The organism is Maridesulfovibrio sp. (assembly GCF_963666665.1).
Taxonomy (GTDB): Bacteria; Desulfobacterota; Desulfovibrionia; order Desulfovibrionales; family Desulfovibrionaceae; genus Maridesulfovibrio.
On record NZ_OY762999.1, the window covers coordinates 1645035 to 1664513 of the forward strand.

General features: G+C 47.2%; 20 protein-coding genes. 9 read left to right on the forward strand and 11 right to left on the reverse strand.

Going from position 1 to position 19479, the window contains the following annotated elements:
• Positions 1-45: 45 nt before the first annotated feature.
• The gene (gene ndk / locus ACKU40_RS07520; protein WP_320175898.1) at positions 46-465 is read left to right on the forward strand and encodes a nucleoside-diphosphate kinase; all 420 of its coding nucleotides are present in this window, start codon (positions 46-48) and stop codon (positions 463-465) included.
• A 1-nt stretch (position 466) separates the two neighbouring features.
• Positions 467-1270: a pyrroline-5-carboxylate reductase gene (gene proC, locus ACKU40_RS07525; protein WP_320175899.1), complete on the forward strand. Its 804-nt coding sequence runs from the start codon at positions 467-469 to the stop codon at positions 1268-1270.
• 152 nt (positions 1271-1422) lie between these two features.
• On the opposite strand, the gene ACKU40_RS07530 is transcribed toward proC, so the two are convergent.
• The 11 genes from ACKU40_RS07530 to ACKU40_RS07580 all read right to left on the reverse strand — a co-directional run bounded on the left by ACKU40_RS07530 (position 1423) and on the right by ACKU40_RS07580 (position 13453).
• A complete protein-coding gene (locus ACKU40_RS07530; RefSeq protein WP_320175900.1) occupies positions 1423-3405 on the reverse strand; it encodes a glycosyltransferase family 39 protein in 1983 nt (660 codons plus the stop codon).
• A gap of 155 nt (positions 3406-3560) precedes the next feature.
• Positions 3561-4520, reverse strand: coding sequence for an adenosylcobinamide-phosphate synthase CbiB (cbiB, locus tag ACKU40_RS07535; protein WP_320175901.1), 960 nt, complete (start codon positions 4518-4520; stop codon positions 3561-3563).
• Between the two features lie 286 nt (positions 4521-4806).
• Positions 4807-6564: an RNA polymerase sigma factor RpoD gene (gene rpoD / locus ACKU40_RS07540; RefSeq protein WP_320175902.1), complete on the reverse strand. Its 1758-nt coding sequence runs from the start codon at positions 6562-6564 to the stop codon at positions 4807-4809.
• Positions 6551-8290 carry a DNA primase gene (gene dnaG, locus ACKU40_RS07545; protein WP_320175903.1) on the reverse strand — a complete coding sequence of 580 codons (1740 nt, stop codon included), beginning with the start codon at positions 8288-8290 and terminating at the stop codon, positions 6551-6553. Before dnaG ends, rpoD begins: the two co-directional genes overlap by 14 nt.
• A 99-nt stretch (positions 8291-8389) precedes the next feature.
• Positions 8390-10699, reverse strand: a complete 2310-nt coding sequence (locus ACKU40_RS07550; RefSeq protein WP_320175904.1) for an endonuclease MutS2 — start codon at positions 10697-10699, stop codon at positions 8390-8392.
• A gap of 127 nt (positions 10700-10826) precedes the next feature.
• The gene (locus tag ACKU40_RS07555) at positions 10827-11273 is read right to left on the reverse strand and encodes a GatB/YqeY domain-containing protein (protein WP_320175905.1); all 447 of its coding nucleotides are present in this window, start codon (positions 11271-11273) and stop codon (positions 10827-10829) included.
• The gene (gene rpsU / locus ACKU40_RS07560; RefSeq protein WP_407944325.1) at positions 11270-11476 is read right to left on the reverse strand and encodes a 30S ribosomal protein S21; all 207 of its coding nucleotides are present in this window, start codon (positions 11474-11476) and stop codon (positions 11270-11272) included. The genes ACKU40_RS07555 and rpsU overlap by 4 nt, the downstream gene beginning before the upstream one ends.
• Positions 11477-11638: 162 nt before the next feature.
• Entirely contained in the window at positions 11639-11815 is a 177-nt protein-coding gene (locus tag ACKU40_RS07565; protein WP_320175906.1) for a hypothetical protein, read from the reverse strand.
• A gap of 17 nt (positions 11816-11832) precedes the next feature.
• Positions 11833-12105 (reverse strand): HU family DNA-binding protein, encoded by a 273-nt coding sequence (locus tag ACKU40_RS07570; protein ID WP_015336886.1) that lies wholly within the window; start codon positions 12103-12105, stop codon positions 11833-11835.
• 250 nt (positions 12106-12355) lie between these two features.
• Positions 12356-13144 carry a 16S rRNA (adenine(1518)-N(6)/adenine(1519)-N(6))-dimethyltransferase RsmA gene (gene rsmA, locus ACKU40_RS07575; RefSeq protein ID WP_320175907.1) on the reverse strand — a complete coding sequence of 263 codons (789 nt, stop codon included), beginning with the start codon at positions 13142-13144 and terminating at the stop codon, positions 12356-12358.
• A gap of 84 nt (positions 13145-13228) precedes the next feature.
• Positions 13229-13453, reverse strand: a complete 225-nt coding sequence (locus tag ACKU40_RS07580) for a hypothetical protein (RefSeq protein WP_320175908.1) — start codon at positions 13451-13453, stop codon at positions 13229-13231.
• A gap of 174 nt (positions 13454-13627) precedes the next feature.
• Between ACKU40_RS07580 and ACKU40_RS07585 the strand changes: the two genes are divergently transcribed.
• From ACKU40_RS07585 to ACKU40_RS07615, 7 genes are all read left to right on the forward strand, one after another.
• A complete protein-coding gene (locus ACKU40_RS07585) occupies positions 13628-14092 on the forward strand; it encodes a hypothetical protein (RefSeq protein WP_320175909.1) in 465 nt (154 codons plus the stop codon).
• A 152-nt stretch (positions 14093-14244) separates the two neighbouring features.
• A complete protein-coding gene (locus ACKU40_RS07590; protein ID WP_320175910.1) occupies positions 14245-14736 on the forward strand; it encodes a hypothetical protein in 492 nt (163 codons plus the stop codon).
• Positions 14737-14836: 100 nt separating this feature from the next.
• Positions 14837-15349, forward strand: coding sequence for an adenine phosphoribosyltransferase (locus ACKU40_RS07595; RefSeq protein ID WP_320175911.1), 513 nt, complete (start codon positions 14837-14839; stop codon positions 15347-15349).
• Positions 15350-15450: 101 nt separating this feature from the next.
• Positions 15451-16197, forward strand: a complete 747-nt coding sequence (gene mtnP, locus ACKU40_RS07600) for an S-methyl-5'-thioadenosine phosphorylase (RefSeq protein ID WP_320175912.1) — start codon at positions 15451-15453, stop codon at positions 16195-16197.
• Between the two features lie 24 nt (positions 16198-16221).
• Positions 16222-17550 carry an amidohydrolase gene (locus tag ACKU40_RS07605; protein ID WP_320175913.1) on the forward strand — a complete coding sequence of 443 codons (1329 nt, stop codon included), beginning with the start codon at positions 16222-16224 and terminating at the stop codon, positions 17548-17550.
• Between the two features lie 147 nt (positions 17551-17697).
• Positions 17698-17988, forward strand: a complete 291-nt coding sequence (locus ACKU40_RS07610; RefSeq protein ID WP_320175914.1) for a PxxKW family cysteine-rich protein — start codon at positions 17698-17700, stop codon at positions 17986-17988.
• A gap of 259 nt (positions 17989-18247) precedes the next feature.
• The gene (locus tag ACKU40_RS07615; protein ID WP_320175915.1) at positions 18248-19468 is read left to right on the forward strand and encodes a M20 family metallo-hydrolase; all 1221 of its coding nucleotides are present in this window, start codon (positions 18248-18250) and stop codon (positions 19466-19468) included.
• Positions 19469-19479: the final 11 nt, after the last annotated feature.

Genomic DNA, 19479 nt, shown 5'->3' on the forward strand with positions numbered 1-19479 from the left:
AATGCGAAAATCCGCAAAAAAGAATACACTTGGAGGACTTAAACAATGAGCGAACTTACTTTTTCCATCATCAAGCCTGATGCAGTTAAAGCCGGTAAAATAGGCGACATCATGAAAATGATCTCTGACGCCGGTCTGAAGATCAAGGCAACCAAGATGATCCACATGACTCAGACTCAGGCTGAAGGTTTCTACGCTGTTCACAAAGAGCGTCCTTTCTTCGGTGAACTGGTTGAGTTCATGATTTCCGGCCCCTGCGTTGTTTCCGTTCTTGAAGGCGAAAACGCCATCAAGCGCTACCGTGACCTCATGGGTGCCACTAACCCCAATGAAGCAGCAGAAGGTACCATCCGCAAAGCTTTCGGCGCTGGAATCGAAGCAAACGCATGCCACGGCTCCGATGCACCCGAAACCGCAGCTATCGAAGTACCCTACTTCTTCAGCAACCTCGAAATGGTAAACTAATATGACTAAAAAAGTTGGATTTATCGGCACAGGCAACATGGGCGCCGCCATAATCAGAGGAATGGCTGGCGATGACAGCATCAACTTGCTTGGTTCCGACCTGAACAAAACGGCACTGAACGCCCTTGCCGAAGAGACCGGGCTCATTCAATGTGAGACTCCCCGCGATCTTGCCAAGGAATCCGACTTCATAGTGCTGGCGGTCAAACCACAGCACGCTCCCGCAGTTCTGGAAGAGATTACACCTGAACTCAACGAGTCCAAATGTCTTATCTCCATCGCAGCAGGCCTGACAGTACAAAAACTCAAAGACTCCTGCGAGAACCGTTGCCCTGTAGTCAGGGTAATGCCCAACACCCCCGCACTGGTAAACGCAGGTGTGTTTGCAGTGTGCCTTGATGATAGCCATCTCAGTGATGAACAGGCAAACTTCACTCGCGAAATGTTCACCCCGCTCGGTGATGTATACGCACTGGCTGAAAGCCAGTTTGATGCATTTACCGGGGTAATCGGGTCCGGTCCCGCTTATGTCTTCTACTTTATTGAAGCGATGATCGAGTCCGCAGTTGAGCTGGGAATTCCTCGCGAACAGGCCACATCCATGGTTCAGAAGCTGTTTGAAGGCTCCACCAAACTGGCACAGGAAAGCAAGTTCCACGTCAGTCAGTTGCGTGAAATGGTAACCTCTCCCGGAGGAACTACCGTTCAAGCCCTCATCCATCTGGACCGCACCGCTACCCGCGCCAATATTATTGATGCGGTACGTCAGAGCTATAAGCGGAGTGTTGAACTCGGGAAAAAATAAGAATGCCTCCGGCGGCCCTTCGGGGACCGGAAAAACTTTTGCAAAAGTTTCTCCGGACTCTTCAAAACCTTTTATCGGTTTTAAAATGAGCTAGCTTGGTACGGCATAAATGTAAAAAAAGGAGACTTGATTTGTTCAAGTCTCCTTTTCTTTTAAACGAAGTAAGTCAGATATATTGTCGTTCCCCAGACGGTCATAAAACCGCATAGCGCGGACTTAACATAGATATTTTTCAGCAATGGTTTAATGCCTGCCATGGCGAGAATACCATAACACGGTAACAGACCGAGTGTGTAGCTTGCCTTGGCTGTGCTGTAGACGGGTAAATTTAAATACAGGTATGCTTCGGCAGTAAAATAGACCACGATACACGCGACAAGAAACATACGCCCATTAAAGACAGACCTGACGGGCTTGTAAAATGTTCTCCCTATCCCAGCCAGAATCATGATTGACGGGACTAAGGCCAACAATGCTGTCGCCATCATCAACTGATCATCCCACGGAGGCCTGCTGGTAAATTTACTCATCCCGCTCAGATTCGCATCCAACCAGAGAGTGGAATAAAGTCCGTCCCAGATTCCATTGACTGTAGAGTAAACGGGCTTGATGACAGCACTCCCAAAACTGGTGAAATGCTCCCAGATACGATAGCTATGATCCTGCCACCAGCTGATCTCACGAATCTTATCCCAGCCACCAACGAAAGGTTTACCGTAACTGAGCCAATTCCGCAGGTAATACCAACCGCCACTGACTGCTGTAATTATCAAACACAGGAGAACTCCCCTGAGACTTGCGCCTTTATCAACTGAAGAGTCACTTTTCTCTGCCATTAAGGGCAAAAGGACAAAAAAGATAACCATAGGTATCAAAAGGGTGCAGGTCGCTTTGCTCAAAATGGCCAAGCCGAGGCAAAAACCAAGAAGCGCGAAATCCAGTAAATTTCGTCTGTCACGATCTTTAATTATGATCAGGCACATCAGGATCGTTAATGCGGAAAAAACAGCAGCAAGCGATTCATTGCCCCAAAACTGGGCCATTGCAAAATTCATAGGCAGGAATCCGCTGATCAAGGTTGCCCCGATCTGAGCGAAACGATTTTCATCAAAAGCCTTAACAGCGCATCTGTAGCATACTTCAATCATAATCGCGCCACAGGCAAGCGGTATCAGCCGCAGCCAATAGAGAGCACTTTCAACATCCATGAACAAAAGCAGAAATTTATAAAATGCGGCGGAAATGATGTAATAAAGTGGAGGCTGAAACATCTGCCATCCTTCAAGCGGACTGGGCAGACTGAAATTCTCGGCTACGTACTCAATATATTTGAAGTGTCCGACCGAATCCATACCAAGCTTAAGTGGCAGGTCATGAAAATTATTAAACGCCATGACTGCCCATAACCCAAGAAGAATACACCTGAATTGTGCGGGGGTGAAATCAATGCTGCGGACAAATGCAGGTCCCTTACCGCTCTCACGTAACCAGACAAAACCTGCCCCAAACAAAAACAAAGGCAACATTAGTGGCAAAGACGCCAACAAAGCCTGATCAGAACTTTCAAATTCATTAGCAATTTGCAAACTGCCCGGAGTCGCAACATCAGCGGCTTGATTCCAAACAAAATCATCGCGACTGGCTTCCCAACCATCAGGAGTGGAAATATCTAAAGCTTCGACTCCTACGTCTTCAGTCCATAACAACAGAGCCGGATGTGCATTTTCATTGACCACCGCAATTTTCAATTCATGTTTTCCGGCAGCCAGATCAGGCAGAACAAGTGCAATTCCTTCACGCCATTTCCCCATATCCCCGTCAAACTTGCGCACTGGCACTCCATCCAGCCAGACACCGGCCCCACGGAAAGCCTTTAGTTGCAGACTGATATCCATAGGCTCCTTGAGCTCAAACTTGCGGCGGAAAAGGGTTATTTCAGAACCGTTATTGCGGGCGTTGAGTCGAAAAGGCAGGTCAAGCTTAATCCAGCGTGCTTTCGGATGAGCAGCCAGATAAGAATTATCCGGCATTGAAAGAGATGAATTGAAGGCGTAAAAAGCAGCCCCGACAAAAGCACATATAGCCAGAACCAAAATACCCAGTACAACACGATTTTTATATGGATCCTGAGGCATGAAATTCTCCGTATTTTTTTATTCTTTTATACGGATTAGAGCCACTTGGGTAGGGTAAAAATCAAGAAAAGAAGACCATTGAGCATCAATAAAAAAACCGGAATTCCACTGCTGCGAAATTCCGGTTAAATGTCAGCTTGAAGGCGGATTAATTACTAGTGAACTACGCCGGATGCCCAGACCATTACAAAGTAGATGTCGAGCAGAACAGCGGAGAAGATTGCGGTGGTCATTACCAGAGCACCAAGTCTCTTCAGCTTAAGGGAAGTCCATTCACCGGATTCAGGACCGATAACGGGCTTTTCTTTTTCTTCACCGAAGTATACAGCCTTGCCGCCCATGGAAGCACCCAACAGCCATGCTGCAGGAGCCATGGACCAACCAGCGTTGGGGCTTTCGGTCTTGTTGGCGTCTTCGATGAGATTATCGTAAGCGGATTCCCAATCAAGCTTCATAATACGGCCTGCTGCCAGCATCATGAAACCGGTGATACGTGCGGGAATGAAAGCCAGCACATCGTCAGCCTTGGCTGCGTAGTAACCGAACTCCTTGAATTCTTCATTCTTGTAGCCCCACATGGAATCCATGGTGGAGATGGTTTTGTAAACCCACATTCCGGCAGGTCCGGTAACTACGAGGTAGAAGAAAGGAGCAACGAAACCGTCGTTCAGGTTTTCGCTGGTAGATTCAGCAAGAGCCTTACGCAGACCGTTTTCATCGAGTTCGGAAACATCACGGCTGACCAGTTCAGCAATTGCTTTACGGGCATCTTCAATTCTGCCGCTGTCCAGCAGAGAAGCTGCATTCTTGTGCTCACTGAGCAGGGAGCCGAGAGCAAGACCTGCATAAGCAAGATACAGGGCGATCAACACACCGAAGAAAGGAATTGCCAGAAAAATCTTGAGTACACTCCAGACCACTATAGCGAAAACCAGTACACCTACACCGCCCATAATCTTACGGGACATGCCGGTGGAGAAAACCCAGTTTTTGTACTTGTCGAGAGCCATACCGATATAACGCACGGGATGGGGAAGCCACTTGGGATCACCTAAAACGAGATCAAGAACAAGTGCAATAACAGGTACAAGAAACAAAACAGTAGAATTGTCCATCAGATATTCATCCTCAAATCTTAAAGCGTTTGGCCGAGACAAATAGTGCGGCGCACTCAAAATAAATTCATACTTATTTTAAGTTAATTCAAATCTATGAATTTAATAAACCTGACACTCAAATCGGCACACAGGGACAGCCGGAGCCGGAATCTCACTATTTCCTACCTCGCGTAAAGGTAAATAAATGCCCCGCAGCCGATCCTTCCCACAGAATCGGACGCTTGCTGTCTCTACATCATATAAAAAAGCGGCACGGACAACAATCCGTACCGCTCTCTTATTTTTAATTTTCGTAGTAGGAACGCAGTAAAGCACTGCGAACAGGATGACGCAGTTTTCTTAAGGCCTTGGCCTCAATCTGCCTGATACGCTCACGGGTTACGTTAAAAAGTTTACCAACCTCTTCAAGAGTATGGTCGGACTTTTCGCCGATACCGAAGCGCTTACGCAGGACCTGCTCCTCACGGGGGGTAAGATCGGAAAGTACGGTCGCAATCTGCTCGCCGAGTTTGGTGCTGACCACCTCTTCAGCAGGCGCCGCGGCCTTCTTATCTTCAATAAAATCGCCGAGACTCGAATCCTCTTCATCACCGATAGGTGTTTCAAGGGAAATTGGTTCCTTGGCAATCTTGAGTACTTTCTTAACTTTTTCCAGCGGATAATCCATACGCTCTGCAATTTCTTCCGGAGAAGGATCGCGTCCCAGTTCCTGTACAAGGTAACGGGAAGTACGGATCAGCTTGTTAATAGTCTCGATCATATGAACCGGAATACGGATGGTACGGGCCTGGTCCGCAATCGCGCGGGTGATGGCCTGTCTGATCCACCAGGTTGCATAGGTGGAGAACTTGTATCCACGCTGGTATTCAAATTTATCAACCGCCTTCATCAGGCCGATGTTACCTTCCTGAATCAGGTCGAGGAACTGCAGCCCGCGGTTGGTGTATTTCTTGGCAATGGAAACAACGAGACGCAGGTTGGCGCGGATAAGCTCCTGCTTAGCACGCATTGCGCTGCGGTTACCATGCTTGATACGCCAGAGAACTTCTTCAAGGTCATACACATTATGACAGCATTTATCCTGCAGGCGAGCCAGAATTTCCATCTTACCGGAGATCATTTCCTTAAAGGAAAAAAGTTCGTCAACGGTCATGCCGAGTTCATCTGAAGCGGCAACAGGATTGATTTCGCGGTCATCGATCTGCTTGAAAAGTTCCTTGATCTCCTGCTGTGTTTTACCAGTGGAGAGGATATATGCGGAAAGGTCACGCTGGCAGTTATGCATCTGCCTTACGTAGTCACCTACAGTCTCAATGATCTGGTCGATGAGAGTCTTCTCGATTTTGATATCACGAAGTCTTTCAACGATTTCATTCTTATAGCTTACAATCTCGTTCTGTTCCTTAGCGACTTTTTTGTCCAGACGGGCACAGTAGTCGAGATTGTCATAGAGTTTTCTCTTCTTCTCATAAAGCTTCTTGACTTCATCCAGCAGGAAAATAACACGCTGGCGCTGGTTCATCTCATCTTCACTGGGGTCGTCTTCCTCAATGGTTTTAACGACATCCTTCAGCTTGATGCGTGATTCGTCAAGATCTTCACCGACGTTGATGAGCTCTTCAATTGCAACCGGAATTTCAACCAGTGCATAAAGGACATCCATCTCGCCGTTTTCAATTTTCTTGGCGATGACAACCTCGCCCTCACGGTCCAGAAGTCCTACCGCGCCCATTTCGCGCAGATACATGCGCACAGGGTCAGTGGAACGGGAAACGTAATCTACGCTTTCCTCTTCGCTTTCAGTGAGATCAATGTCATCCTCGTTATCCACCCCGGCATCCATAATCTTTTTGCCGTCTTCGGGTGTGTTGACGATTGCAATGTTCAACTGGTCGAAAATCTTGATTACATCATCAAGCTGATCAGACTTGTTGAACTCGGCAGGCAGAGCCTTCCCCAACTGTTCAAAGGTCAAAAACCCCTGTTTCTTACCTTCGGAAATCAGAGTTTTAATCGCCTGAATATCCTTAATGTTGCTCATCATCCCTCCATACAGAGTCGTTCAGGACTTTGAGGTACGCGTTTACGCGTTCGGTATCGCCTTGAGCCTGAGCACGGCGCAAAGCATCGGTGAGCTTTTTTCGGCCCATATCGTACCGTCGCCGGGCAATTACCCTACAGACATGTCGCCATTCATCTTCCAGATCTTCACCGGAGAGAGCTTCCTCCATCCGGCAACCGGCATAGAATCTTTTTTCAGAATCATCGAGTAACGGGATGATGTCCTGCCCGCTGTGAGCCACAATTTTAGACCACAGTGTTTTGCCCCAGTGCGAGGTCAGAACCTGAGCTACTCCCCTTTCCGATAATTCGACGACATATTCCGGATGTTTTACCGCATACCTCAAGAAATATTTATCATCTTTAACCTGTGCCCCCACCGGAGTCGCAGCGCGGTGTTGATCCCTCTGAACTATGTTCTGCTGCTGCGGGACCGGGGCATTGAGAGCACCGGAAAAAACCGACCTTAATTCCGCTTCTGCCACTCCAAGGCCGCTAGCGACCTTAGGCAGATAAAACGCACGTAAGGACGCACTGGTCATCCTCTTCAGAAATCCCTGCGCCCAATCCATTACTTCACGGGGTGAAGACCCCTTCTGCAAGGTTTCCAGACTGAATTCCAGACCATCACGAGCCTTATCCAGAAACACTTGAAATCCTTCCGCCCCACGGGACTGAAGGATACTATCCACATCCTCCCCGTCGGGAAGGACGACAACACCGCAGGAAACTCCCTGCGTAAGAATCATTTCCGTACTGCGCAAAGCCGCTTTCAGCCCGGCAGCATCCCCGTCAAAAACGAGATCTATTTTCGAACAGAACCCGGAGAGCCTTTTGACCTGATCCGGGGTAAGTGCCGTTCCCAGCACCCCGCATGAATTTGTATATCCGAACTGATGCAGGGAAATAACATCCATGTACCCTTCGGTCAGCAGGGCCCGCTTGGTTCGGGCAATGGAGTTCCGGGCCGTTGAAAGACCGTACAGGTGCTCCCCTTTCTTGTAGATAGGGGTATCACTGCTGTTTAAATACTTCGGTTCTCCATCTGTAATTATTCTTCCGCCAAAAGCAATAACCCTTCCCGATAAATTTGTGATGGGAAAGATCAACCTTGCGCGAAAACGATCATAAGTGCGGCCCTTGGCATTCTGGGAGAGAAGTCCGGCTTTGACTCCCTGCTCGGCTGTATAACCTTTGGAAACCAAATACTTTTCCAATCCCTGCCAATCCTCGGTGCTGCACCCCAGACCGAAAGACTCGATAACAGAAGCATCCATGCCCCTGCCCTCGAGATATTTTCGGGCTTCACGCCCTTCAGGAAGCTTGAGCATACGACTGAAATATTTAGCCGCATGTTCATGCATATCCATGAAAATTTTGCGTTCAGAACTTCTCTTGGCTGCCTGCGGATCAACTTTCCCCGGAGTAAGCTCCACCCCGGCTTCTGCCGCAAGCTGTTCAAGAGCATCCTTGAATTCCACCCCGTTAATATGGGAGTAAAAATCAAAAATATCCCCGGACGCCTGACAACCGAAACAATAGAAAAAACCTTCCTCGCCGTTAACACTGAAAGAAGCGCTCTTTTCATTATGAAAAGGACAAAGTCCCATCCAGCGTCCGGACACGGGTTTCAGTTCTACATACCTGCGCACGATATCGACTATGTCAAGGCGTTCTTTGATGGCCTCTATGGCAGCTCTATCCAAAGAATCCTCCGTAACATCATCGAAAAAATTCGAAGCAGTTGAAATAATGCACAATCATTGCAGCCTGAACATCCATAGCACGGCCTGCAATAATTTGCACTATACTAATTCAACCTCGGTCATACCGTCGCCGCCCCTATCTTCCGGGGCAAGGCTGTATCCGGCAACAGCCGGATTATCATCCAGAAAAATATGCACTTCGCGACGCAAGACCCCGGTTCCGCGCCCATGAACAATCTCAAGCTCAGTAGCACCGCGCAGCAGTGCCTGATCAAAGAAACGTCCAAGTTCGCTGATCGCAATATCAGCCCGTTTACCGCGCAGGTCGATCTTGAGGGTCATTTCACCCTTGGGAGCTTTCTTGTCGGCTTTATCTACAACCTGACGCACTTTTTCCTGCACAGCCTTTTTGCCGACAGGACCAAGCTGATCTGCGGGAATCCACATTGCTACGCCGTCCATATCAACCTTGATCCGCTGTTTACGTTCATCTTTTTCAATGACCATACCCTTACGGTTCCAGCTGATGTTCAGTATAGGCTTGCCTACCTTGATATCGTCAAAGGAAAACGGCTTTACATCATCTTTCGGCTTTTCATCACCGCCGATTGTAGAGCGCGCTTCAGAAAGTTTTTTCAAAGCCTGCTTACGGCCAATCTTACCGTCCTGCCATTCTTTAAGAACGCTTTGAGCCTGTTTTTTAACATCAGCAAGAACTGTAAGACGTTCACGCTCAAACTTTTCTTCCAGCTTGGCGCGCTTATCCTCCAGCTTGGCTTTGATGCGGTTCATCTCTTCAAGCTCTTTCTCCCGGCTTACCGCAAGCTCATTAAGCCTGTTCATAACTGAACCGGAATCAGAACCTTCCATGAGCAGATACTGCTCGGCCTTGGCAAGCAGGGACTCAGGAAAACCGTGCTCGCGAGCAACATCAAGCGCAATGGAAGCACCAACCTGATCATAGGCAAGGGAGAAAAGCGGCTTCTTGGTAGAAGGATCAAAAAGCACGCTGGCTGCACGTACTCCTTCGGTCACCAAAGCATAAGTCTTAAGTGCCGGAAAGTGAGTTGCAGCAAAACAGGTCACGCCATTTTCAAGCAGTCCGTCAACCACAGCCTGTGCCAGAGCAGCACCCTGTGCCGGATCGGTACCGGAACCGAATTCATCAAGAATGAACAGTGTTGAGGAATCCATTGAATCCCAAATGCGGCTGATGGACTGAATCTGAGCGGAAAAGGTACTTACGTTTTCTTCAAGAGACTGTTCGTCACCCATAATAACGAAGATTTCCTTAAACAACGGAAGTACGGAGCCTTTTTCAACCGGAACGGGAATTCCACTGAAAGCCATGACTGAAAGCAACCCGACAGTCTTCAAACAGACGGTCTTACCACCGGCGTTACCGCCGCTGACAATAAGGACTTTCTGCTCAGTAGGCAGTTCAATATTAAGCGGGTTAACCCCGCCTTCTGCAGCGGCGAGAAGAGGGTGACGCGCACCGCGAAGGTCAAAGCCTGCACCGGACTGAACGTCAACGGCGACAGCTTTAACTGCTTCCGCAAAATTTATCTTGGCCTGTAGAACATCGTATTCAACCAGAAAAACGTATGCAGCCTCGCACTGATCGTACTCCGAACGAACCAGTCCGGTCAGATAGGTCAGAATCTTGAGTTCTTCAGTCCTTTCCTGCTGCTTGAGTTCCTGCATGGAGTTATTGAGCTCCACGAGGAACATGGGCTCAAAATAGCAGGTTTCACCGGTATTGGAATAATCGTGAACGATCCCCTGCAGACGGCCTTTAAAGTTTGTCTTCAGCGGCAGAACGTAACGGTCGTTGGTGATGGTCATGAAATCATCCTGCAGAAAACGGGAAATATCCTCGCCGTGGATGAAATCACGCACTTTTTTAGAGCAACGTTGATGCAGGGAACGAATGGATTGGCGTATATCATAAAGTTCCGGGGAACTTTCATCTTTAATATTTCCGTCCTGATCAAGGCAACGCTTGAGACCGGAAAATGTTTTTTCGGGCCAACTTACACCTTCAAGAAATTCGATGATAGTATCCCACTCGCGCTTCTCTGCTATTTCAAGGGCTTCCTTGAGAGTAAGGGCCTGCCCAAGAGTCTGGACCAGCGCATAAAGAGCATCAGCATCGAGCACGTTATTCGGTTTGACCAGATACTGAAAAAGTCCTTCCAGCGGAGGGAATGTGCCGAGCCTGAATCCCGTTTCTTTTACGAAATTCTGACCCTGCCTGAAAAATTGAGCTGTGGAATTAATGGAACCGGCGTCATCCATGGGAGACAGGGCAAGACAAGCCTCTGCACCGGACGTGGAAACACAGTGGCCGGAAAGGACATTAAGAACTTTCGGAAATTCAAGTAACTGGAGAGATCTTGGCTCCATGGGATTCCAATATAGAAAAGTGTTAGATCACGCATCCCGAATGAAACGGGACACCAATACAGAAAAAACGGCAAACAGCCCCGGAAAAACTCCGGGGCCTGCCGTTAAAATTCAGCTTTAGCTGATGTCAGGAGAGACGGGCACGAACGAGGCCGCTAACGACCTTTCCGTCAACCTGTCCTTTATAGGCTTCAGTGATGGCTTTCATCACTTTACCCATATCCTGCATGGACGATGCGCCAAGATCGGCAATCGCTTTGTCAATAGCAGCAGCAATTTCCTCTTCAGAAAGCTGCTCCGGCATGTAGCCGGAAAGAGCTTCGACTTCAACAGCCTCAATTTCGGCCAGCTCGGGACGCCCCGCAGCATTATACTGCTCAATAGAATCCTTACGCTGCTTGATCTGCTTTGCAACAAGATCAAGTACTTCGTCGTCTGAAAGGATTTCCCCTTTCAGTTCAACAGTGCGATTTTTGATGGCAGTCTTGAGGTGTCTCAGAACCGCCTTCTTTACATCATCCTTGGCCTTGAAGGCCGCAATGTAGTCTTTATCAATCTGCTCAATGAGACTCATATATTAACCCATTGACATTTTGCGCATTTTTTGATGAGCCTTTTGCGGGCAGCAGCTTTTTTCTTCTTACGCTGTACGCTGGGCTTTTCATAGTGCTGACGCTTTTTGAGTTCGGAAAGAACTCCAGCTTTTTCAACCTGCTTCTTGAAGCGGCGAAGAGCTATTTCAAAGTTATCAGAATCTTCGAGATATACACCGGGCAATCAAATCACCCCCCTGAATTAATCTCGCACAAAAAATTGTAATGTGCGGAAGAGATTTTATTAACGTTAAATATTGCATGGAGTCAAGGGCAATCCCCAAAAAAAATGTCCAGCACCCGCATACGCAGATGCTGAACAAAAATTCTCACTTAAAAAGTGCTACTAGTGAGCGGCGGTATCGTTTTTGGAATCCATCCATGCTTTAACAGCACAGTAGGCCATTCCGGCACCGAGAATACCGATCACAACGTAGAGGACGCCGAAGAAAATAAAGTGATCAGGCATCCACCAAGGAAGATCCATAGGAAGAGGACTCTGAACAGTTTCACCATGCAACATAATTAAATCTCCTTAAACTACTTTACAGCGTCTTTCAGAAGCTTACCGGGGCGGAATTTTACAACCTTGCAAGCGGGAATCTTAATTTCTTCACCGGTGCGGGGGTTGCGACCTACGCGCTCTTTTCTTTCGTCAACCTGGAAAGTACCGAAACCTGTAAGAGTCAGTTTACCTTCGTTAACGAGGGTTTCTTCTACTGTATCCAGAAAGTAGTTCAGGCAACGTTCTGCATCAGCTTTGGTCATTCCTGCTTTCTCAGCAATCTTAACAACGAGTTCAGCCTTAGTCATCAGTCCTTCCTCCTTGAAACGGGAAAATGATTATTGCGGCACGTTATCGCGCCTGCCATTAACCTCGCCCTCCGGCGAGAGTTGGGTTCATTAAAAAAACTGCCGGACATCCCCGTCCAACAATTCGTCTTGCTAACACTCAAAACCGTTTAAAACAAGCCCCCTACCCCGTATTTCGTTCAAAAAAACAGCGGGACTGCCTGAACAAACGACCTTGATGAAAATCTAAAACAAAATTTTCGCCAACAAGTCAAGAGGGAAAATCGTTTTTAACGCATTTATAAAGGCTTTGAAATTGCAGTGGTGACAAGGCTTCCGGCCGATCTGTAAGGGAAATCCCCTCCTTTTCAGCCCATTGATCCAGCTCATCAGAAGTGAATGATTTCAATATCTTACCCAATTGTTTGCGTCTGTATTGAAAACAGTATTTTACCAGCTTCGCAAGCCCCTCAATATCACTGGGTTTTTCTTCATCTGGCAGCGGAAAAAATTTTATGACTGCGGAGTCGACCTTCGGTTTCGGCTTAAAAACAGTAGGTGGAACCTTGAAAAGATAATCTGTTCGACAGAAACTCTGAATCCAGACACTGATCGCACCATACTTTTTAGATCCCGGCCCGGATGTTACCCGCTGGGCAACTTCATGCTGAACCATAAAAACACAGGTAGCATTGCACAGCGCGGCGATATCCCACATAATTTTCGAAGCCACGTTGTAAGGAAGGTTACCAACAATCTTCCAGTTTTTATCAGAATCAAGACCTGCCCAATCAAACTTCAAGGCATCCTCAAGTTCGACCCGTGCATCCGGATATTCAGCTTCAAGGGCTGGAGCTAAATCGCGGTCTTTTTCAACCAAGGTAAGGCTCTCCGGCCCAGCTTCAAGAATAAATTTTGTCAAAGCGCCCTGCCCGGGACCGATCTCAATAATTGAATCTTTTTCCGTGATCTTAAGGCTGTCTACAATCTTACGCGCTATATTCGCATCCTGCAGGAAGTTCTGCCCGAGGCTTTTTTTGGCTCTGTGTCTTGTTTGCACAAAAACTCCACTTTAAAAATATATTAAAAACTGACTTTAACTTCAGTGCGACTAACTAGGCAAGTTCAAGGTTGCCCGTCAAATTTATATATGTAAGGATATTGCCGCATATTTTCCTGATATGCAAATACCAAGGGCATAGGCCTGTACGCCAAACGCCCTTTTGCCGTGGCTCCTTACATAGACGAAAACGCCTTCATCTCCTTTACGGTCGTCAAGGTAATGGGCCATACATGGCAAACCGCACTGGGCGCAATCTTTTTCGGCGGTGTTCGTGGGCGTTGCTCCCATGCCGGAACAAGTTTTCAATACCCCGTCCTCACTTGAATCGACACTTTGTATCCCACCGGGCCGGGCTGCTCGGTAAAAAGGGCGACCTGCCCACATTAAAATAAAAATAAACAAAGTACCCTAAAGAAATCTAAAAGCCCGTCGATATGGAAGTCGTATCACGCATATAACTCTAAATAAGAGGATATTAATATGAGTTTCGACTTCCGTATCGGCGGTGACGCGCAACAAACATACGCTACATCAACTGCCAGAAATTCCGCTACAGAGGAAAATGAAATTCAGGAAACCAGACTGACCATGGGAAAAAGCTCTGGAGGAGACACTGTGTCCATTTCTCAGGCAGGTCAGGAAAAACTTGCTGCCATGACATCCATGAAATCTGCTTCCGAAGCAACCGAAGAAAGCTCTGACAGCAGCAGTTCCATTGATGATCAGATCGAACGCATCAAGGAACAGATTGAAAAAATCAAAAAAGAATTAGAAAGACTGCAGAAAGATCCTGAAAAGAATAAGGATCAGATTGCTGCCAAGCAAAACGAGTTAATGCAGATGCAAAGCCAACTGGCTGAAATGCAAGACCAGAAAGCCAAAGCATCCGGCACCAACTCTTCCGGCGGTACCAGAGCGGAAGGAATGAGTAATTCCCTCACGTAAACAAATTTTATGAATTATTCCCCCCCCATTCAGATAACTTCTGGATGGGTTTTTTTTATAAAAATCTGTCCCATTATCATTAAGCAAGCATAAATAGATTAAACTTTATGCCGATATTAATAACATACTCACACACATCAAAAGAGGTGCATATGGGATTCGATCTAAAAATTGGAACAACAACGGCAGATCAAATTGACAGTTCAACTTTCAAAATTGCCCCAATCAAATCAAAATCTGAAGATACAGATTTTGCAAAAACAACACTCGAATTAAAAACAGAGGACTCGGTGAATATCTCTGCTGAGGGTCTCCGGAAATCCAGTGAGTTAACGGAAAAATCAGCTAAAGAAGTAGCTCAAGAGGCTTCTGAAAAAGACAATACAGAGGAAATGATACGGAAAAAGATTAAACAACTGGAAAAAGAACTCAAAGAATTACGACAAAATCCTGAACAAAATGAAAAAGCTATAAAGATGAAAGAGCAGGAACTGCAACAATATCAGGGAATGCTAATGGATATTCTCAATAAGAAAAAAGGAGCAGAAGGTTCAGGAGGAGTTGGCGGCGGAACACCTGCACAACCAGTCAAGAGTTCTTTAACAGAAGTTCCGAAAGGAATGCTATGTGAAGTTCTGTTTTAATCATCAAAATGAACATTTAAAGTCCAGTTCCTCCACCTTTGACAACAGCACCGAAAGCATTTAAGCAAATTTTATCAAATAAATCCGATGGAGGAACTTCATGAATCTGAGGGATTATATCCGCGATATACCCAACTTTCCTAAAGAAGGTATCGTATACTTTGACATTACCCCGCTTCTGGCTGCGCCGAAAGCTTTCCAATATACAATCGATCAGCTCGCTGAACGCTTTGCTGATTACAAAATAGACAAAATTGCCGCAGCAGAAGCCCGTGGTTTCATCTTCGGAGCACCGCTGGCCACCAAGCTCGACATCGGCTTCGTGCCTATCCGCAAACCCGGCAAACTGCCTTACGAAACCATTTCCGTAAGCTACGATCTTGAGTACGGAACCGACAACCTGAGCATGCACATTGATGCTATCGCTAAAGACGAAAATGTCCTGCTAATTGACGATGTTCTTGCAACCGGCGGAACTGCTGAAGGAATGGTTAAACTGGTCGAAAAAGCAGGCGGTAAGGTTTCCGGTATGGGATTTATCGCCGAGCTGACTTTCCTTAACGGGAAAAGCAAGCTGAGCGGCATTGACACCACCAGCCTCATCCAGCTTTAATCAGGATATTTCAAAACTCCTGCCCCGGATCACGGATTATTAATCAGCGATCAAGGCAGGAGTTTTTTATTTTTCACCTTTGCAAACAAGGAAAAGCAATCATGGCAGTAATCGGAATCATCGGCGGCAGCGGACTCGACAATCCTGACATTCTGAAAGACGCAAAGGACTCGGAGGTTTCCAACAAATGGGGTTCCCCAAGCTCCCCCATCAAATCCGGCACCATTGCCGGAAAAGAAGTCCATATCATCGGTCGCCACGGACGCGAACACACAATCCCGCCGACCTACGTTAACAACCGGGCAAACATTCAAGCACTGAAAGATCTCGGCTGTGACTGTATCCTTGCCACCACTGCAGTCGGATCATTGCGTGAAGAAATCGATCGCGGACACTTGGTCATCATCGACCAGTTCATCGATTTTACCCGCAAGCGTGAACTTACATTTTTTGAAAGCTTTGAACCGCACGCCCCGGCCCATACTCCCATGGCAGAACCTTTTGATGCTGACCTGCGCGCCAAAATGACCGCAGCCTGCGATGAACTCGGTGTTACTGTTCACGACAAAGGGACAGTAGTAACCATCGAAGGACCGCGTTTTTCCACCCGCGCTGAATCACATATGTTCCGTGCATGGGGAGCCGACATCATAAATATGTCTTCTGCGCCTGAAGCCATTCTCGCCAACGAGGCCGGAATCCCCTATGCCGCAGTTGCCATGTCCACTGACTACGATTGCTGGAAGACCGATGAAGCACCCGTCACATGGGATGATATCCTCGCCATTTTCAAAGCCAATGCCGAAAATGTTACTTCCATGCTGATTAAGACTATTGAAAATATTTAGGATGCCTTCGGCGGATATTTTTTTATGCAACCGGCAAAATGTAATTTGATCATTAAAGGCTCTTACATTCTTACTCAAAATGAAGACCGTGAGCTGATTGAAGATGGAGCTATTGCTATCAGTGGTAAGACAATTGCCGCTGTGGGCAAGAGTGCTGATGTTGAAAAAGAGTGGGTTGCGGAAGAAACCGTTGATTGCGGCAAGTCCGTCATCCTGCCCGGCTTGATCAACTCACACACCCACGTACCCATGACCCTCATGCGTGGAGTGGCAGACGACCTGCCACTACTGGAATGGCTTCATAATTATATGTTTCCCATCGAATCAGGTTTGACCAAGGATCTGGTTGAACTTGGAGCACGGCTTGGCTGCGCGGAAATGATTGCCAGCGGAACCACTGCCATACTCGACGGATATATGTATGAAGATGTTGTCGGCAAAGCTGTGGAAGAAACAGGGATGAAAGCTGTGCTCGGGGAAGGCTTTTTCAAATTCCCCTCGCCTTTTTTCAAGACCGCACAGGATGCATGGGACGTAATTGAAGGACTGCACAACAAATTTGCAGGACATGAACGCATTAAAACTGCGGTTACACCTCACGCCGTATTTACAACTGACCCTGCTCAACTGGCAGAGAGTATGGAACTTGCGGAACGGCTGGACCTTCTCTGGCAGATACATGCAGCTGAATCCGTACCGGAGACCAAGCTTACGCTGGAAACTTTCGGTAAACGGCCCATTGAGATCCTAAAAGAATACGGATTACTGCGTGAACGCACACGCCTGCACCACTGCGTGGATGTCACAGATGAGGAAATCAGCTGGATTAAAAACGCCGGAACAATGATTGCCCACAATCCGCAGTCAAATCTTAAATTAGGTTCAGGTATTTGCCCCCTGACCAAATTTATTGATGCCGGAATAACAACCGGACTTGGAACAGACGGAGCTGCCAGCAACAACAATCTGGACATGTTCGACGAGATGCGCACAGCAGCCATGCTTCAAAAAGGATTTCTGCAAGATCCCGAAGCCATGCCTGCACAGGAAGTTCTTGATATGGCAACCCTGTCCGGAGCTAAGTTTTTAGGATTTGATGACTGCGGGGCAATTAAAGCTGGAATGAAATCAGACATCATTGCCATAGATATGGACAAGATGCACCTTAAACCTGTATACAACCCCCTCTCGCACGTAATTTACTCCGCCGGAGGACAGGATGTATGCCTGAACATATGTGATGGCAAGATCCTCTACCGGGACGGTAAATTTAATACTGCTGATGTGGAAACTATTTCACGGGAAGCGGAAAAGGCGGTAGAATGGGCCTTGAAACGGCTTGAAAACCGCTAAACGGATATTTTTTTGAGATCCAAATTTAGTTTTTTCCTTGACAACATAGAGGAAGACTGCATATGGATTTGTGCTTTTCCAAGCAAAGATATTTTAATATAAAACTAACGCTTGTTCGCAAGCGACTTGCCAAACAGGAGGCGCTACATGGCTAAAAAGAATGCAAGAGTACACGCACTCGAAGGTGCAGAAATGACTGCTGAAGGTCTTTCCTACAAAGGCGTAATTCTCGAAACCGTTGTTGAACAGTGTGACGGTTGTGAACGCGCAGTTGATTTCGAAGGTAAAAACTACTGCCCCAGCTACGCACAGCCCGCTAAGAAATGGGCTCACAGCGTATGCAACTTCGCAACTCACGTGCGTGCCGGTGTTGACAAAGAAGGTAAAGTAAAAGTTAACCCGCTTAAAGCATCCAAGCGTGCTGCACGCGGTCGCTAGTAGAGCATCAACAAAATTATTCATTAATTTCATTCATAAATTTATTTTTATGGATGTGATGCCAGTTACAAGCGAACACTGTCTTTTCAGGCAAGTCGTTAACTGCATATTACCTGAAGAACATTCTAACGGATGTTTTTCAACCGATTCATTTCGTGTATCATGGGAGCCGGACTTGTTCCGGCTCTTCTCTTTGGTACGCCTGAATGTGACCAAATTTTACTAACCCTGTATCTGATGAATAACCGGAGAAACAGCAATGCCCACTCAGCTTCTTTCAAAAATTGACGACATGAAAGACGCAGCTCTCGACCTCCACGCCAAGCTGGTTGCCATTCCTGCCATAGGTCCCACTAACAATGGAACCGGGGAAAAAGCCAAAGCAGACTTCCTGACCGAATACCTTAAGGAAAACGGATTCGGCGAAGTCAAATCATACAACGCGCCGGATGACAGAGTTGAGTGCGGTTACAGGCCCAATCTGGTTACTATCATTCCCGGTCAGGACCGTTCCAGAACCCTCTGGATCATCTCACATATGGATGTTGTTCCCGTAGGAGACCTCAGCCTCTGGAATACTGATCCATTCAAGATGGTTCAGGATGGCGATGCTATTTACGGACGCGGCGTTGAAGACAACCATCAGGGCTTGGTAAGCTCTGTAGTTGCAGCGAAAGCCCTGCTTGAGTCCGACCTGACTCCGGGCATCAACATTGGACTCATTTTTGTTTCTGATGAAGAAACTGGCTCACATTACGGCCTTGAGTACATTGTTAAAGAACATGAAGATCTCTTCAAAAAGAATGATCTTTTTCTCGTTCCAGATTCCGGCGAACCTGACTCTGCACTGGTTGAAATTGCGGAAAAATCATCCGTATGGTTCAAGGTTACAGTTGAAGGCAAACAGTGCCATGCTTCCACCCCTGAACAGGGCGTGAACTCTCTTGTGGCAGCTGCTGCCATGATCATGGAAGTGCCAGAACTGCAATACCACTTTGATGAAGAAGATGAACTTTTCTCCCCACCCTATTCCACTTTTGAACCTACTAAAAAAGAAGCCAACGTCGAGAACATCAACACCATTCCCGGTAAGGATGTTTTCTACATCGACTGCCGCGTGCTGCCCACTTACGACCTGCAGGAAGTAATTGATCAGGTCAAAGGAATGGGCCTTTACGTTGCAGAAGAGTACGGCGTAAAAGTCACTGTGGATGTTGAAAGCGAGAGTCAGGCCGCACCTCCTACCCCGGCTGATGCCGAAATCGTGGAAAAAGTTGTTGACGCTGTTAAGGAAGTTTACGGCGTGGATGCCAGACCCGGCGGAATCGGCGGAGGAACCGTTGCCGTGCACCTGCGTGAGCGCGGCTACCAGACTGTTGTCTGGTCCACCCTGCTGCATCAGGCCCACCAGCCCAATGAAAAAGGTTCCATCAGCAACACTCTCAATGATGCAAAAGTAATGGCACTTCTGCCGTTCTAGCAAAGTAAGTT